General features: G+C 67.6%; 17 protein-coding genes and 1 tRNA gene. 11 read left to right on the forward strand and 7 right to left on the reverse strand.

Annotated features, from left to right (window positions below):
- On the reverse strand, nt 1–736 hold a 736-nt coding region (locus BN10_RS16510), incomplete at its 3' end, for a leucine zipper domain-containing protein (RefSeq protein WP_233354284.1).
- Nucleotides 737–1,432: 696 nt separating this feature from the next.
- Between BN10_RS16510 and BN10_RS14760 the strand changes: the two genes are divergently transcribed.
- Both BN10_RS14760 and BN10_RS14765 read left to right on the forward strand, forming a co-directional pair.
- Nucleotides 1,433–1,639: a hypothetical protein gene (locus BN10_RS14760; protein ID WP_040752020.1), complete on the forward strand. Its 207-nt coding sequence runs from the start codon at nt 1,433–1,435 to the stop codon at nt 1,637–1,639.
- A 536-nt stretch (nt 1,640–2,175) separates the two neighbouring features.
- Nucleotides 2,176–2,703, forward strand: coding sequence for a C40 family peptidase (locus tag BN10_RS14765; protein ID WP_198014069.1), 528 nt, complete (start codon nt 2,176–2,178; stop codon nt 2,701–2,703).
- A 1,476-nt stretch (nt 2,704–4,179) separates the two neighbouring features.
- On the opposite strand, the gene BN10_RS17890 is transcribed toward BN10_RS14765, so the two are convergent.
- Nucleotides 4,180–4,359, reverse strand: a complete 180-nt coding sequence (locus BN10_RS17890) for an NUDIX domain-containing protein (RefSeq protein ID WP_010852053.1) — start codon at nt 4,357–4,359, stop codon at nt 4,180–4,182.
- Nucleotides 4,360–4,407: 48 nt separating this feature from the next.
- On the reverse strand, nt 4,408–5,073 hold the full coding sequence (locus tag BN10_RS17895) for a hypothetical protein (protein WP_010852054.1): 666 nt from the start codon (nt 5,071–5,073) through the stop codon (nt 4,408–4,410).
- Nucleotides 5,074–5,155: 82 nt separating this feature from the next.
- On the opposite strand from BN10_RS17895, the gene BN10_RS18315 reads away from it, so the two are divergent.
- Nucleotides 5,156–5,629, forward strand: coding sequence for a tyrosine-type recombinase/integrase (locus tag BN10_RS18315; protein ID WP_084311118.1), 474 nt, complete (start codon nt 5,156–5,158; stop codon nt 5,627–5,629).
- A gap of 111 nt (nt 5,630–5,740) precedes the next feature.
- Here BN10_RS18315 and BN10_RS14795 read toward each other — a convergent pair.
- A tRNA-Gly gene (locus BN10_RS14795) sits at nt 5,741–5,814 on the reverse strand.
- Between the two features lie 80 nt (nt 5,815–5,894).
- Between BN10_RS14795 and dcd the strand changes: the two genes are divergently transcribed.
- A complete protein-coding gene (gene dcd, locus BN10_RS14800) occupies nt 5,895–6,470 on the forward strand; it encodes a dCTP deaminase (RefSeq protein ID WP_010852055.1) in 576 nt (191 codons plus the stop codon).
- A 4-nt stretch (nt 6,471–6,474) separates the two neighbouring features.
- A complete protein-coding gene (locus BN10_RS14805) occupies nt 6,475–7,119 on the forward strand; it encodes an alpha/beta hydrolase (RefSeq protein WP_010852056.1) in 645 nt (214 codons plus the stop codon).
- Here the strand turns inward: BN10_RS14805 and BN10_RS14810 are convergent.
- Nucleotides 7,085–8,470 carry an MFS transporter gene (locus tag BN10_RS14810; RefSeq protein WP_010852057.1) on the reverse strand — a complete coding sequence of 462 codons (1,386 nt, stop codon included), beginning with the start codon at nt 8,468–8,470 and terminating at the stop codon, nt 7,085–7,087. The genes BN10_RS14805 and BN10_RS14810 overlap by 35 nt on opposite strands.
- A 51-nt stretch (nt 8,471–8,521) precedes the next feature.
- Between BN10_RS14810 and BN10_RS14815 the strand changes: the two genes are divergently transcribed.
- The 6 genes from BN10_RS14815 (at nt 8,522) to BN10_RS14840 (ending at nt 14,474) form a co-directional block, all read left to right on the forward strand.
- Nucleotides 8,522–9,751: an ATP-grasp domain-containing protein gene (locus BN10_RS14815; RefSeq protein WP_010852058.1), complete on the forward strand. Its 1,230-nt coding sequence runs from the start codon at nt 8,522–8,524 to the stop codon at nt 9,749–9,751.
- 16 nt (nt 9,752–9,767) lie between these two features.
- A complete protein-coding gene (locus tag BN10_RS14820) occupies nt 9,768–10,979 on the forward strand; it encodes an ATP-grasp domain-containing protein (protein WP_010852059.1) in 1,212 nt (403 codons plus the stop codon).
- A 68-nt stretch (nt 10,980–11,047) separates the two neighbouring features.
- Nucleotides 11,048–12,121: an ABC transporter ATP-binding protein gene (locus BN10_RS14825; RefSeq protein WP_010852060.1), complete on the forward strand. Its 1,074-nt coding sequence runs from the start codon at nt 11,048–11,050 to the stop codon at nt 12,119–12,121.
- Nucleotides 12,121–12,753, forward strand: a complete 633-nt coding sequence (locus BN10_RS14830) for an ABC transporter permease (protein WP_010852061.1) — start codon at nt 12,121–12,123, stop codon at nt 12,751–12,753. Before BN10_RS14825 ends, BN10_RS14830 begins: the two co-directional genes overlap by 1 nt.
- Complete coding sequence (locus BN10_RS14835; RefSeq protein ID WP_010852062.1) at nt 12,750–13,505, forward strand: ABC transporter permease; 756 nt, start codon at nt 12,750–12,752, stop codon at nt 13,503–13,505. The genes BN10_RS14830 and BN10_RS14835 overlap by 4 nt, the downstream gene beginning before the upstream one ends.
- 30 nt (nt 13,506–13,535) lie before the next feature.
- A complete protein-coding gene (locus BN10_RS14840; RefSeq protein WP_010852063.1) occupies nt 13,536–14,474 on the forward strand; it encodes an ABC transporter substrate-binding protein in 939 nt (312 codons plus the stop codon).
- A 6-nt stretch (nt 14,475–14,480) separates the two neighbouring features.
- Here the strand turns inward: BN10_RS14840 and BN10_RS17900 are convergent, their stop codons facing one another.
- The gene (locus BN10_RS17900; protein ID WP_010852065.1) at nt 14,481–14,642 is read right to left on the reverse strand and encodes a hypothetical protein; all 162 of its coding nucleotides are present in this window, start codon (nt 14,640–14,642) and stop codon (nt 14,481–14,483) included.
- Nucleotides 14,643–14,794: 152 nt separating this feature from the next.
- A complete protein-coding gene (locus tag BN10_RS14845; protein ID WP_040752024.1) occupies nt 14,795–15,250 on the reverse strand; it encodes a hypothetical protein in 456 nt (151 codons plus the stop codon).
- Nucleotides 15,251–15,473 lie beyond the last annotated feature (223 nt).

The raw sequence follows: 15,473 nt of genomic DNA on the forward strand, positions 1-15,473 counted from the left end.
CTCGCTTCATGTCGGCGCTGTGGCGGTAGGCGAAGGCGTTGTCGGTCATGACGCGTTCGATGACGGTGATGCCTTGGGCGGCGAAGTACGCCGCAGCCCGCTCCAGGAAGTCCGCGCAGGTGGGTCCTTTCTCGTCGGGCAGGACTTCGGAGTAGCCCAGCCGGGAGTAGTCATCGATCAGCGAGTGGACGTAGTCGTACCCGATCTTGTCCCGCTTGCCCTTGGCGGCCTGGGTGGCAGCCAACCCGTGAGCGCGCCACCCGCCCCCGTCAGGGATCTTGCCGAGCTTCTTGACGTCCATGTGCACCAGTTCGCCCGGATAGTCGCGTTCGTAGCGTTCCGCGCTCTGTTTCGAGGACCTGATCACCTCCCCGGTCATCGGGTCCAACTCGCGCAGGTACGGCATCTGGTGACGGCGCAGGATCCGTGAGACCGTCCGCGCCGGCACGCCCACCTTCGGTCCCAGGACGTCAGGGCCTTCACGGTCCGTGACCCGCGCTCTCAGGACGGCTTCCTCGACCTCGGGAGCCGTCCTGCGGGGGCTGGTGCGTGGGCGTGAGGATCGGTTCGCCAACCCGCCTTCCCCTTCAGCGGCGTGACGACTGATCCACGTCGCGACGCACTTGCGCGAGACCCCCATCGCCGCCGCGATGTGCGCCTGTTTCCATCCCTGCTGATGACGCTGGACGATCAAGCGGCGGCCATGAACAGTTAAACGGGCATTAGCGTGGGACACGAGAACCTCCGGGTTGGAGTGGGCCTTAGACAAGCCACATCCCACCCGGAGGTTCTCCCGCGTTCAAGCACCCACACTGCTACCAACCTCCTGGCCGGGTACATCTAGGGCTGCGAAGAGGGAGGGTGGGTGGCCACCTGCACCGGCTTTCGTCTGGGATCCCGAGGCGCGAGTACCGCGGCGGGGTGCTGGGGAGGTCCTCGTCGGCCAAGTGGTCTCGAGCTCGTCATCTGAGGAGTCCCATCTACGACTGGTGCGTCCGCATGACGGCAACCTCGAGGTCCGCGATGACGGCGGCGTCGGACACGACATCTTCGACCCGGGCGACCTCACGGACAGGGCAGCGTCATGACGCCGGCTCGCGAAGTGTGGTGGCGCTGGCCGCTGTGGTCGTGGCCGCGATTGGGTGCGACAGCGATGGCCTTGGCCGTGCTGCTGTTCGTCGTCGGCCAGGTCGAAGCCTGGAGCAATGCCGAGCCGACGTCCACGGCGCCAGCTTCGTCGCCGAGTCCTTCGGCGCACTCGAGCCTGCCGAAGATCTCGACTCCGGCGACGCTGACGCCGGCGCAGTCTCCGCCGGCAAGCGCTGAGCCGTCTGTTGCACCCGGTGACGCTCGGTCCGTGGCCCGCGCATTCGTCGCGGCGTGGGCCCGCCCTTACGACAGGCCAGAGAACTGGCTGTCTCGAGTGCGGTCGATGGCCACCGAGCCCTTCGGGCAGCAACTCGGACTGACTGACCCCGCACGAGTCCCGGCGACCTCGGTCATGGACGAGGGGCGAGTGGTATCCGCTCAGGCGGCTGAGGCCAAGGTCCGGGTCGCGACGGACAACGGGCCAGTGCTGGTCCAGTTGAAGCGGGTCGAAGGGGCTTGGCTCGTCGACGCGATTGCTCCTGCCGAGTAGCTGCCATGGCCGATCCGATCTCTCTCGCAGCGTTGCAGGCAACGCGGAGACTTCTCCTCAGGCGTCTCGTGAAGTTGCTTGCCTGGTCGATGCCGCTGATCCTCGGAGCCGCGCTCACTGCCGTCGTGTACGCCGCCGTGCTCGTGGTTGGCCTCGACTATTCAGTCCGGCTCGGTTGGCGGTTCCTGCGCGGGCCTCGCGAACCCTGCGGTCGTGGCTGACGCATCCATGGATGCCGAGCAGCTCGCCAACGTCCAGACTATCGCGGCGGTCAGGCGGCGGCTGGGCGCGCCGCCGAAGGCTCTAGTGATTGCAGTGGCGACTGCGATGCAGGAATCCAGCCTGCACAAAGTTCCCTACGGCGATCGAGACTCGTTGGGGCTCTTCCAGCAGCGCGACCCATGGGGGAATCGTGCTGAGCGTCTGGACCAGCGACCGCCGCGGAGATGTTCTTCAACGGTGGTCGGGGCGGTCAGCCGGGCCTGTTGTCGATCGCCGGGTGTATGACGATGTCCGTGACCCAAGCAGCTCAGGCCGTGCAGCGCAGCGGCTTCCCTGATGCGTACGCTCAGTGGGAGAGGCTTGCGACGCGATTGCTTGGGCTTCCAGCGGTGGAAGCGGCTACGTGTGCCGCGGGGACAAGCGCCGCGGGCTCGGCGATCGTTGCCGCGGCGATGAAGTGGATCGGCACTCCCTACTCGTGGGGAGGCGGCGACCTCGATGGTCCGACCTTGGGCATTGAGTCCGGGGCCAACACGGTTGGCTTCGACTGCTCAGGGCTGGCCAGATATGCCATACACCAGGCCACCGGCCGGGTCATCCCCCGAGTGGCGACGGACCAAGCGGCCGCTCTGACGCCCGTGCCCTTGGACCAGATCCGAGCAGGAGACCTGCTCTTCTTCCACAACTCCGCCGATCCGCCAGGTGTGTACCACCACGTCGGCATCGCAGACGGCCAAGGCGGCATGATCCACGCCCCGAGAACGGGCGCCTTCGTTGAGATCGTTCCAAGCGTCCGTGACGGCTACTGGATGACCGAGTTGATCGGAGTTGGGCGCGTCTGAAGCGCGAATCTAATGCCCAGATCTATTGGCCTCACGAGACTATCTTGGGGCGGCAACAACATGTAGAGCAATAGATCTGGACATTAGATTCGGAGCTTATCCGCCGCTCGAAAACTATTGCAGCGCAACAGGACCCATCGTCCTGGGGCCTTGCGGTGGTGGTCGTGGAGGGTGCATCCTTGAGGGGCGGTCAGGGCAGTCAGTCTTGGCTCCTACTGAAATGGAAACGGATATGTACAAGAACGTGGAATCCCGGAAGCAGGCCCTCCTCGACCAGCGCGCTCAGGCCCGGCGTGAGGGGCGGGAGTCGGCTGTGGAGGCATTCCTGCGCCGGGGAAGGTCGGCCCAGGAATCGCTGTCTAAGAGGCTTGCCATCTTGGATCGCGAGGAGACGCTGGATCGTGAGCGCAGAGCCGATCTGCTCGTGTTGATGAGGCAGTCCGTGGGCGCCCCCAGGCGCGTGTATCACTTTGCAGAGAGGCCCTGTGGGTTCGCCCGAGGGCGAGGTTTTGCTGAGTACCTCGAGGGCGACTTGAGCGACAGCCTGGACCGCTGTTCAAGTTGCCGCTGGCCGATGGTTCTGGAGTTTGCGTCATGAGCCTTGGGATTAACAAAGACTTAGAGCCGTTGGCGCGTCGGGTCCGGAAGGCGGGTGGCGTCGTCGAGATCAGCCGGAGCAACCACGTCAGGTGGTGGATGCCCTGTGGCTGCCTGATCAGATCTGGTCTGACGATGAGTGGAACCACGGCACAGTTGAAGCGGCGGGAGATCCAGAAGGCGCTGGGGTGTTGCCCGTGCTTGACGGGAGTCGAACGGCGCACCGCTTGCTAGTTCAATAGGCGAGTGGAGCTTTCGGCGGAGTCGATCGTGAGGGTTGCTCTCCGCGAGCAACGAGGCCGCTTGGCGCACACAGAGGGTGTGGCTGGCCAAGCGGCCTTGGTGTACCCAAAAGACGTCCTTCTCAGGCAGGCCGCTTGGCTCCATGACATCGGCTACCAGGGGGAGGCTCCTGACGTGGACATGCATGCGGCGAGTGGAGCGCGGTGGTGCCAACTGCGTGGATTCGACACTGAGGTCGTCGGCTTGTTCGCGTGGTACACCGGGGCCTGGTTCGAGGCAGACGAGCGGGGTCTCCTTGCCGAACTCGAGGAGTTCGATCCTCCTTCGGAGGAGCGTCTGGCCGCACTTAATCTGTGTGACCTCGCGACGTCGCCGACGGGTGAGGGGGTCACTTTGCCGGAACGGATCGAGGAGATCCTTCGGCGGTACTCGGCTGAGCATCCCGTGCATCGGGCAGTCACCCGGTGTCAGGGGGAACTGGTGCTCTCCTGTCGGCGCGCGATCACCCGTCCTGGACTATCCGAGGGTTGGGGACTGGCGGCCCTGTAGAGCCTGATCGATTGGCTGCCTCATCGAGGGGTGCATGTCGAGTTCGTCCAGTCGATCAGGTTCCCACCAGACGACCTCGCGACTTTCTCAACTTGAGCGCGCCTCCCCGCCGACGAGTTTCGCACGGAACGCCAGGGAAATCTGCTGCCGGACCTCTCCGTCGTCATAGGCTATGACGCGCCGCGGGTTGGTGTACGTGCCGGTTAGTGCTTCGACTTCAACGTCATAGCCCGTCTCCTCCTTCACCTCGCGCACGACCGTGTCCACGATCGACTCACGGATCTCATGGCCCCCCCTGGGAGGTCCCAGAGATTGTTATCCGTCCTGTGGATCAACAGGATTCGGCCGTGCTCGTCCTGCACGATCGCGACGACCGATGGCGCCACGGAATTCGCTCTCGGTGCATTGGGGTCGTCGATATAGTCGATCCGTCCCATTGGCCAAGGCGACGGAAGATCGCTCGCCTGCACCGGTCGCGCGCCGGCCCCACACCCGCTCGTAGGACGCCATCGCGTGATCGAAGAGCCGGCCTCCCTCGACGCGTCCTATCCGGGTCACCGATGAGTGGTTCGCCGGCGAGCCAAAAAGATGGTGGTTGACGAAGACCTCTCGATCGAAGCGGAAGAGGGAGGCGTAGAGAGTTGACCCGTGCTGCCGAGCCTCGACGCCGGGTAGGTCGAGCAGCGGGCGCAGGTAGATCCACGTGAGCCGACACCGCTGCGCCAACAGGTCACCGATGCCCTCCTCGGCGCCCCGCAGTTTCACGGCCTCGGACGCCGGATCCCCGAGCAGGAAGCGCACGCGCACCCCTCGAGCTGCCCGATCCGTGATGATCTCGGAGAAGTCGGCGAGGGTGTCGTGCATGAACGTGGCGGCGAAGGCAAGCACGTCGACGGACTCGACTGACTCGGCCAGGAGTGAGAGCCACAGACTCGGCGGCAAGACCCCGCGGTTGGGGTAGACCTCGACGACCTTGGCCATGCTGGCGGACTGAATCTGCCTGTCGGACAGGATATCTGGCCACACCCCGGTGGGGGAGTAGTGTGGTCTCCAGCGGCGCGATGTGGATCTCGATGCCGGTCTGATCCATGTTCGCCGGGCACTCATCGAGCGAGGTGGAAACTTGGAACTGTCACTTCCGAAGAACGACAAGACGAGGATCGTCGTCTTCCAGGCCTCCTCGTCGACGAGTTGCGCGAGCACCTGTCTGGCCGCGTGGCTTCGGAACCTGAGAGTCACGTTTTCGTGGGGGAACGGGGGCGGCACCCCCAGGCGGGGAAATTGGCGGAACGTCGCTCGCTGGCCAGAGTCCGTAGCCAAAGCTGGGCTGCCGGTCGGTCTCCACTTCCACGACTTGCGGCATACAGGGAACCACTTAGCCGCACAGACGGGTGCCTCGACGAGGGAGTTGATGCAACGGATGGGGCATTCGACGGTGCGCGCGGCGATGGTCTATCAGCACGCCACCGACGCTCGGTCTCGTCATCTCGCGGACCGGCTGGACGCCCTCATTCGTGAGCAGCGGGGGACGTCATGACCACGGTGCTGAGGCGCCCCTATTGCTCGGTTGTTGCTCGCGGCATACGATCGGGCGATTTCAGGTGTGTGGTCGAGATGCCCAAACGTTCTCTGACCTGCGCAAATGGTGTGGAGCCGGTGACGGGAATCGAACCCGCGTGTCCAGCTTGGGAAGCTGGCGCTCTACCATTGAGCTACACCGGCATGCTGGCCCGCAAGCCAGCGATCGGAAGTCTAACCCAGCGTCTCGGCCGCAACGCAGCCTCACCGACTAGCCTGACGGCGTGCTCCTCTCCGACCGTGACATCCGCGCCGAAATCGCCGCAAACCGCGTCGTCCTCGACCCCTGGGACCCGGCGATGGTCCAGCCGAGCAGCGTGGACGTGCGGCTCGACAAGTTCTTCCGGCTCTTCGACAACCACAAGTACCCCGTCATCGACCCGGCGCAGGACCAGCCCGAACTGACCCGGCTCGTCGAGGTGGATGCGGCCGAGGGCTTCGTCCTGCACCCCGGTGAGTTCGTCTTGGGCTCCACGCTCGAAACGGTCACGCTCCCGGATGATCTTGCCGCCCGCGTCGAGGGCAAGTCCTCGCTCGGTCGCCTCGGCCTGCTGACCCACGCGACCGCCGGCTTCGTCGACCCGGGCTTCAGCGGCCACGTGACGCTCGAGCTCTCGAACGTCGCGACCCTCCCGATCATGCTGTGGCCGGGCATGAAGATCGGTCAGCTCTGCTTCATTCGCCTGTCGAGCCCTGCCGAAAACCCCTATGGCTCAGCGGCATACGGCTCCCACTATCAGGGCCAGCGCGGCCCGACGGCGAGTCGCAGTTTCCAAAACTTCCACCGTAGCGACGTCTGAGCGCGTGGTCCCGATCGCCAGGCCGGAACTCAAGGGCCACAAGGCCGACCGCGCCACCGGGGCCGTCCTGATCGTCCACGGGGGCGCCGCGCGCGGATCCTTGCGAATGCGGTGGACGATGAGTCCGGTGCTGCGGATGGCCTTCTTCGCGCCCGATCTCATCCTCGCGACCGGCGGTGATGCCTCCGTCGTCCGACTCAAGAACCGCTTCCTTGGCTGGAACGGTGACGGCCAGGCGCCCCTGGCCGACGCGCGCTGGGCGCTCGACGTCATCCGCGATGCCCATCCCGGGGTGCCGATCGTCCTCGTCGGGCACTCCCTCGGCGGCCGGGTCTTGCTCCACCTCGCCGACGAGCCCGACGTCGTCGCCGTCGCTGCGCTCGGTCCCTGGATCGAGACCGACGACCCCGTGGTCGGCCACCCGGGCGAACGCTTCCTGCTCGTCCACAGTCGCAAGGACCGGATCACCGATCCCCGTCAGACCCAGCGGTATGCCGCCGAGCTCACCGCCCGCGGAGCCCACGTCGACCTCCGGCTGGTGCGCGACCTGCACGCCATGCTCCTGCGGCCGGGACGCTGGCACCGGGCCGTCGCGCGATTCGCGGCGGCCGCGATCAGGGACGCGAACTCCGCAGACCGACCCAACTGATGATCCCGCCGAGGGCCAGCAGGCCGGCGCAGATGAGCATCGCCAGGCGGTATCCCGAGGTCATCGGCCCGGCCTGCTCGTAGTCACTCCCACTCAGCCCGACGAGCGCCGGCAGGGCTGCCACGGCGAGCAGAGAGCCGGCCCGTGCCACCGCATTGTTGATGCCGCTGGCGACACCGGAGTGCGAGTCGGGCGCGGCGGCCAGCACGGTCGCGGTGAGGGGCGAGACGAGCAGGGCGAGCCCGAGGGCGAAGACCACCATGCCCGGCAGCACGGTGAGCCAGCCCGCACCGGCACCCACGGGCACCAACAGCAGGCACCCGGCTGCGCACACGATGGGCCCCAGCGACATCGGGAAACGCGGCCCGATGCGCGCCGACAGGGCCGCCGCCCGAGACGACAGCAGCATCAGGGCCACCGTCACCGGCAGGCCGCTCAGGCCGGCCGCGAGCGCCGACCATCCGGCACTGACCTGCAACTGGAGCACGAGCACGAAGAAGACCACCCCGAGCGCGCCGTAGACCACGAAGGTCATCGCGTTGGCGGCCGAGAACACGCGAGATCCGAAGAGCGACAACGGCACCAGCGGCGCGACCGCCCGGCGCTCGACCCACATGAACGCGACCGCGGCCACGACGGCGACCAGCCCCGCGGCATACGAGATCGGGCCGGCGGCCGGCGAGGTGAGCGCGAAGGTGAGTCCCGCGAGGGCCACCACCGTCAGGAACGCGCCGACGATGTCGAAGCGCCCCGTGCGCGGCGAGCGGCTCTCCGGCGTCACCCAGACGACGAGCGCGAGCACGACCAGGCAGAGCGGCACGTTGATCCCGAAGATCCACCGCCACGAGGCATGGTCGACCAGCCATCCACCCACGAAGGGACCGAGAGCCGCAGCGATCCCGGACATCCCGGCCCACGTCCCGATCGCGGGCGCGCGATCGCCGGGCGCGAAACTCGCCTGGATGATCGCGAGCGCGCCGGGGGTGAGCAGGGCGGCGCCGATGCCCTGGAGCACCCGCGTCCCGATGAGCTGACCCGGCGTCTGTGCGACGGCGCAGAGCAGCGATCCGATGAGGAACCAGGCCACCCCGACGACGTAGATTCGCCTGCGTCCCAACCGATCTGACAGTGATCCACCCACCAGGACGAGGCCGGCGAGCGCGAGCATGTAGCCGTTGACGACCCATTGCAACTGCTCCAAGGACGCCCCGAGGTCCGCGCCGATCGTGCGCAGCGCGACGTTGACCACCGAGCCGTCGAGGATCGCGATGCCGGATCCGAGGGTGAGGGCGAAGAGGGTCAGGCGCCCCGAGCGCTCACTGCGCCTGAGGTATGCCGCGGGCTCACTCACGCTCCCATTGTGGGGGCGACCGGGGCCGGGTCGCAGGGCTAGGGTGCGGGCATGGTCAGCGCCGCCTTTGTCGCGCCGTTCCTCGCGGACACGACGAACAGTTTCCTGCTCGCCGCTGCGCGCCTGCCCGGTGTCCGCCTCGGGTTGGTCACGACGGCCTCCCTCGACCAGGTCCCCGCCGAGATCCGGCACGCGCTCGCCGGTCATTACCAGGTGCAGGACGGGCTCGACCCCCAGCAGATCGCCGACGGCGTGCGCGGCCTGGCCGGGCAGGTCGGCGAGGTCGAGCGTCTGGTGGCGATCCTGGAGCAGTTGCAGGTCCCCCTCGGTCAGGTCCGCGATGGCCTCGGCATCCCCGGGATGGGCGAAGCCGTGGCGCTCAACGTCCGCGACAAGGCGCGCATGAAGGACGTCCTACGCCGGGCCGGATTGCCCTGTGCCAGACACCAACTCGTGCACCGTGTGGGGGAAGCGACCGCCTTCCGGGACCTCGTCGGCTTTCCGATCGTCGCCAAGCCTCCGGACGGCGCCGGCGCCAAGGCCACCTTCCGTCTCGACACGCCGGCCGACTTCGACGGCTGGCTCGCCATGGCGACCGCCGACCCGGGGGAGGCGTGGCTGCTCGAGGAGTTCCTCACCGGTCGGGAGCACTCCTTTGACTCCGCGACGCTGCACGGTCGCACCCTGTGGTCCTCGATCAGCGACTACGTGCCGCCGCCGCTCGAGGTCGTGCGCAACCCGTGGATGCAGTGGACGGTCGTCCTGCCCGCCGACATCGGTGGTCCGGAATATGCCGAGATCCTCCGCGTCGGCCCGCAGGCGATCGACGCCCTCGGGGTGACGGACGCCTTCAGCCACATGGAGTGGTTCGCGCGGCCCGACGGCACGGTCGCCATCTCGGAGATCGGCGCGCGCCCACCCGGGGCCCAGATCAGCCCGATGATCGGTTTCGCTCACGACATCGACTTCTACGACCTGTGGGCCCGGCTCGTGGTGACGGACCGGTTCGACCGCCCCGACCGGGTCTACGCCTGCGGCACGGCATACCTGCGTGGCATGGGGCGCGGAAGGGTCCGCGCCGTCCACGGGATCGACCAACTCCAACGCGAGCTGGGTCACCTCGTCGTTCGCGCGCAGCTCCCGCAGCCGGGGCAGCCCGCCGCGACCTCCTACGAGGGTGAGGGGTTCGTGACCGTTCGCCACGAGGACACCGATGTCGTCCGCGTGGCGCTCGAGCGCATCGTCAGCCTCGCCCGCGTCGAGTTCGTCGAATCCGACTGACCCCTGGAGGTATGCCGTGAACATCGTCATGATCTCGCCCGGCTTCCCGCTCGAGCAGGCCTATTTCACGCGCGCCCTGGCGCAGACCGGTGCCCAGGTCATCGGCGTCGGCGACCAACCCCTCGAGGCCTTGCCACCCGAGGCCCGCGAGAACCTGGCGCACTACGAGCATGTCGCCCTCGCCGATGAGGGCACCGTCCTGCGGGCGCTGTCCGGGGTCGCCGAGCATGCCCGGATCGACCAGGTCGAGTGTCTGTGGGAGCCCTACGTCGTGCTCGCGGCGCGCATCCGTGAGCACCTGGGCATCGCCGGAATGAGTGTCGAGCAGGCGAATTGGTTCCGCGACAAGGAGCAGATGAAACTCGTGCTCGACCGGGCCGGGATCCGGACGCCACGGCACGCATCGGCGGGCAACGCGGCCGAGATCTGGGAAGCGGCGGAGCAGATCGGCTATCCGCTCATCATCAAGCCGATCGCCGGTGCCGGCTCCGCCGACACCTATCGCGTCGACAACGCCGAGGAACTCGCAACCGTCCAGACGATGATCGGCCACGTCGGGCAGATGAGCGTCGAGGAGTTCATCGACGGTGAGGAGTTCACCTACGACACGGTGTGCGGCAACGGAGACATCCTCTTCGAGAACGTGAGTTGGTACATCCCGCGCCCGCTGCAACAGCGCAGCCACGAGTGGATCAGCCCGGTGACACTGGTCCTCTCGGACCTGTCCGATCCACGCCTGGCCGACGGCATCGCGATGGGCCGAGCCGTCATCGAGGCACTGGACTTCACCCACGGCTTCACTCACATGGAGTGGTATCGCAAGTCCGACGGCGAGGTCGTCTTCGGTGAGATCGGTGCCCGCCCGCCGGGTGCGCGCACCGTCGACATCATGAACTACGCCACCGATGGCGATCTCTTCGCGACCTGGGCGCAAGCAGTGACGGCCGGAACGGCGCCCCCGGTGACACACAAGTTCAACTGCGCCAGCATGTTCAAGCGGGCCGAAGGTCGCGGCCGGATCACGCACGTCGAGGGTCTGGAGCGGCTCCTGCGTGAGGAGGGCGAGCACGTCTGCGTCGTCGACCTCCTGCCGGTCGGTGCGCAACGCCGCGACTGGCGGGCCACCCTGCTCTCCGACGGGATGATCATCTATCGGCACATGGATCTCGGGGAGACGCTGCGGCTCAGCGACCGTTTTGCCCGCGAACTGCAGATGTATGCCGAGTGAGTCAGGCCCACACCGCTGCCCCTGCTGACGGGTAGGTTGGGCCGTACCCGATCGACCCAAGGGGAGCGATGATCCGATTCGACGACGTCACCAAGGAGTACCCAGGGGGCACGGTCGCGGTCAACGGCCTGTCCCTGACCATCCCCACCGGTCAGATCACCGCGCTCGTCGGACCGTCCGGGTGCGGCAAGACGACCTCGCTGCGGATGATCAATCGGATGATCGAGCCCACACGCGGCCTGATCTCCATCGACGGCAAGGGTGTCGCGGACCTGGATGCCGCGACTCTGCGCCGCGGCATCGGCTATGTCATCCAGCATGCCGGGCTCTTCCCTCACCGCACGGTCCTCGACAACGTCGCGACCGTGCCCCGGCTGCTCGGCTGGGACCGTGCGAAGTCGCGCGCGGCAGCCCAGGACTGGATGGAGCGAGTGGGTCTGAGCGCGGACCTGGCCGACCGGTATCCGTCCCAGCTCTCCGGTGGTCAGCAGCAACGCGTCGGCGTCGCCCGGGCGCTCGCCGCGGACCCACCGATCCTGCTCATGGACGAGCCCTTCAGCGCCGTCGATCCGGTGGTGCGACAGCAACTTCAGTCCGAGTTGCTGCGGTTGCAGGCCGAACTCCACAAGACGATCGTCTTCGTCACCCACGACATCGACGAGGCCCTCCTGCTCGGCAATCAGGTGGCTGTCCTGCGGGTCGGAGGCATCCTCGCGCAGGTCGCGCGCCCGGCTGATCTGCTCGCGGCGCCGGCTGATGACTTCGTTGCCGACTTCCTCGGTCATGACCGCGGCATCCGCGCCCTCTCCTTCGTCGGTATGCCGCGCCTTCCCCTCCACCCCGAGCTCACCCTGGCGTTGGGTGAAGTGCCCCCGGCAGACGCGCCCGACTGGATGCTCGTCGTCGAGGGGGGACATCCCCTCGGGTGGGTGCGCACGGCAGGAGTGCAGGGCGCAGTGGACACGTCCGACCTGAACCGAAGCGGTACGGTCGCCTCGCTGACGGCGTCCCCCCGCGAGGTGCTCGACGCAGCACTGTCCTCGCCGGCCAGGCGAGGCGTCCTGGTCGACGACGCCGGCGAGTTCGTGGGCACGGTGCGGGCCAGTGAACTTGCCACCCTCCTCGAGGCCGGGCAGGCCTGATGGGCTGGCTGTCGACCCATGGGGGCGATGTCTGGACTCTGCTGCTGCAGCATGTCTGGCTCGCTGCGGTCCCGCTCGTCATCGGGCTCCTCGTCGCGCTCCCCCTGGGGTGGGCAGCGCGACGGTGGCGCGCGGCATACCCCATCCTCGTGACGACGTCCGGCCTGCTCTACACCGTGCCGAGCCTGGCCCTCTTCATCCTCATGCCCCTCATCCTCGGCACCCGAATCCTCGACCCGATCAACGTCGTCGCGGCGATGACCGTCTACACCGTCGCTCTTCTCGTCCGGTCGGTGGCCGACGGTCTGGGCGCCGTGCCCGAGGACGTGCGGGCGGCCGCAACAGCCATGGGCTACAGGGGTTTTCGGCGCCTGCTGGCCGTTGACCTTCCGCTCGCCGTACCCGTCCTGACAGCCGGGTTGCGCGTCGCGGCGGTCTCCAATGTGTCGATCGTGTCGGTCGCCTCGCTCATCGGCGTGGCCCAACTGGGCAACCTGTTGACGGACGGCTACAACCGGGCCATCAACGGCGAACTCATCACCGGCATCGTCGCCTGCCTCCTCCTCGCCCTGGCGTTCGACTGGATCATTCGCGGCATCGGGCGCGCCCTGACTCCTTGGACGCGCGCATGATCCCCACGATCTGGACCTGGCTGACCTCCGCGCAGAACTGGGTCGGGAGCTTTGGCATCGGCAACCGACTCGCCCAGCACGTCGGCTACAGCCTGCTCGTCGTCGCCATCGCGGCAGTGATCGCCATCCCCCTCGGCTTGTGGGTCGGGCACACGGGGCGCGGCCGCTGGGTGGTGTCGGCCACCAATGCGGCTCGCGCGGTGCCGACCCTGGGTCTGCTCTTCGCGCTGGCCCTGTGGGTCGGGCCGCACATCCCCGGACGGGCGGCCTTCGTCGTACCGTCCGTCATCGCCCTCGTCCTGCTCGCGATCCCGCCGATCCTCGCGGGCACGTATGCCGGGGTGGAAGCCGTTGATCCCGCCGCCCGCGACGCGGCGAAGGGGCTCGGGATGACGCCGCGCCAGGTGCTCGCGCGAGTCGAATTGCCCTGTGCCCTGCCGCTGCTGTGGTCCGGTCTGCGCTCGGCTGTGCTGCAGGTGATCGCTACGGCGACCATCGCGGCATACATCGGGTTGGGCGGGTTGGGGAGGTTCCTCATCGACGGCCTGGCGCAGGCGGACTACGCCCAGACGGCGGGGGGAGCGATCCTCGTGTGCCTGCTCGCGCTCGTCGCCGACGGGGTGCTGGCGCTGGTCCAACGAGTCGTCGTGTCGCCCGGTGTCAGCGGGCGGCGCCGCCGTCGGCGAGGAATCATCCTCGCTCCGGGGAAGGATATGGGCCACGGCAATGTTGCCCACACCACCCGCGCGTGACCTCGCGTGGCGTCAACGAAAGGTACGAGCATGAAGCGCACGACCACGGCCATCGCCCTCGCGGGGGTGGCGCTCCTGGCGCTGACCGCCTCCGCCTGTGGCAGCGGTGGTTCAGATCCGTTGTCCTCGTCCTCGGCGTCCACCGGGTCCGGGGGTTCGGCGAGTGCTGGGGGCGGCGCGGTCGTTGTCGGCTCGGCGGACTTCTCGGAGTCGGTGCTGCTCGCCGAGATCTATGCCGGGGCGCTCAAGGCCAAGGGTGTCGACGCGTCGACCAAGACCAACATCGGCTCGCGCGAGATCTACCTCAAGGCGCTCGAGGACGGCTCGGTGCAGGTCGTGCCGGAGTACACCGGCGCCCTCGCGCTCTTCTACGACAAGAGCTTCGACAAGACCGATCCCAACGAGGTCTATGACGCACTCAAGGCTGCCCTGCCCAAGAACCTCACCGTCCTGGCGAAGTCAGCCGCCGAGGACAACGACTCGATCGTGGTGACCAAGGAGACCGCCGCCATGCTCGGTGGAGTCACGACGCTGTCGGGTCTCAAGGACAAGGCGGGCACGCTGACTCTCGGGGCACCGCCTGAGTTCCAGACCCGCCCGCAGGGCATCCCCGGGCTGGAGAAGGCCTATGGCGTGGTCTTCAAGGACTACGTGCCGCTCAAGGGCCAGGCGCTCGTGCAGGCGCTCAAGAACGGTCAGGTCCAGGCGGCCAACATCTTCTCGACGGATCCCGCCATCGCGGTGAACGGCTTCGTGACGATCGAGGACGACAAGAAGCTCTTCGGCTCACAGAACGTCGTGCCTCTCGTTGCTGCCGATCGGGCCGGTGAGGTCACGGCGGCGCTCGATGCCGTGTCGGCCAAGTTGACGACGCAGGAGCTGACGAACCTGCTCAAGGCCACCGACGTCGACAAGCAGGATCCGAAAGCCGTGGCGGCTGAGTGGCTCAAGGCGCAGGGGCTGGGCTGATCGGGCTCATTGCTCGGGCGTGATCAGCACGACGGTGTCGCCGTAGTGCAGGCCCTTTCGACGCGCCACCAGCGGCCCGATGAGCTTGGTCATGAGCTGATACTCGAGCCCGTACTTCGCCTTGACGGCCGCGTGCACCGCCTCGAAGTCGGGACCGGACTGGACCATTCGTGCCGTGCCGCATGACGGGGACCACCCAGACGGGCGTGGGCACGGGAGCGCCCGTGCGGCGGTAGGTCGTCAGGGCGATGAACTGCTCGTCGGCCAGGCTCATGCGGACTCCTTTGTCGGTATGCCGTGGCTTTCGGTATGCCGCAAGCTCAGTCCCACGGGTCAGGAGCGCTGAGCAGATCGTCGGCGTTGGCCGGGGGTGGTGAGCTCGGCCGGCTCTGCTCTGTCTGCGGGTCCTCGGCAGCGTCGGCGGACTCGTTGTCCTCGACGGATTCCCTCTCGACGGACTCCTCCTCGATCGCATTCGCCTGAGCCGCGCCTTCGGCGTCAAGGTCCTCGGGCGTCGCGGTGGTGACCGCATCCTCGGTGACCGACTCCACGGCAACAGACTCTGCATTCGCCGCGGTGGTGTCAGGCTCGTCCCAGGGGTCGGGGGCGTTGGTCACGTCCTCGCTGTCCGTCGGCGGAGCGGACGGAGCTTCCGTTGCCTGCGACGACGCGACGGACTCCTCCTCGATCGCGTTGGCCTGAGCCGCACCGCCGGCGTCCAAGTCCTCTGGCGTCGCGGTGGTGACCGCATCCTCGGTGAAAGGCTTCGCGCTCACCGCGGTGGTATCAGGCTCGTCCCAAGGATCGCGGCTGTCCAGGACGCCTGCCGTGGCACCCCCAGCTGCCTCGGCCGTTCCTGAGGGCTCGCCCCCGGCGGAGGGGTCTTCGGACGTCTGCAGTTGCGCCACAGAGGGAGGCATGTAACTTGCGCCATTCTGTGGCGCAACTGCAGACGCGTCGGCAGGGGTCGCTGCCGGCTCGTCCCAGGGGTCGGCCTCG

The sequence above is a fragment of the Phycicoccus elongatus Lp2 genome (assembly GCF_000367525.1).
GTDB classification, from domain to species: Bacteria; Actinomycetota; Actinomycetes; order Actinomycetales; family Dermatophilaceae; genus Phycicoccus_A; species Phycicoccus_A elongatus.

Bases quoted from the DNA above. Each gene is read 5' to 3' on its own strand.
- BN10_RS14760 (WP_040752020.1), top strand. From the start codon at position 1,433: ATGGCCACCGAGCCCTTCGGGCAGCAACTCGGACTGACTGACCCCGCA.
- BN10_RS17895 (WP_010852054.1), bottom strand. From the start codon at position 5,073: ATGGCCAAGGTCGTCGAGGTCTACCCCAACCGCGGGGTCTTGCCGCCG.
- BN10_RS14815 (WP_010852058.1), top strand. From the start codon at position 8,522: ATGGTCAGCGCCGCCTTTGTCGCGCCGTTCCTCGCGGACACGACGAAC.
- BN10_RS14825 (WP_010852060.1), top strand. From the start codon at position 11,048: ATGATCCGATTCGACGACGTCACCAAGGAGTACCCAGGGGGCACGGTC.
- BN10_RS14830 (WP_010852061.1), top strand. From the start codon at position 12,121: ATGGGCTGGCTGTCGACCCATGGGGGCGATGTCTGGACTCTGCTGCTG.
- BN10_RS14835 (WP_010852062.1), top strand. From the start codon at position 12,750: ATGATCCCCACGATCTGGACCTGGCTGACCTCCGCGCAGAACTGGGTC.
- BN10_RS14840 (WP_010852063.1), top strand. From the start codon at position 13,536: ATGAAGCGCACGACCACGGCCATCGCCCTCGCGGGGGTGGCGCTCCTG.
- BN10_RS17900 (WP_010852065.1), bottom strand. From the start codon at position 14,642: ATGGTCCAGTCCGGTCCCGACTTCGAGGCGGTGCACGCGGCCGTCAAG.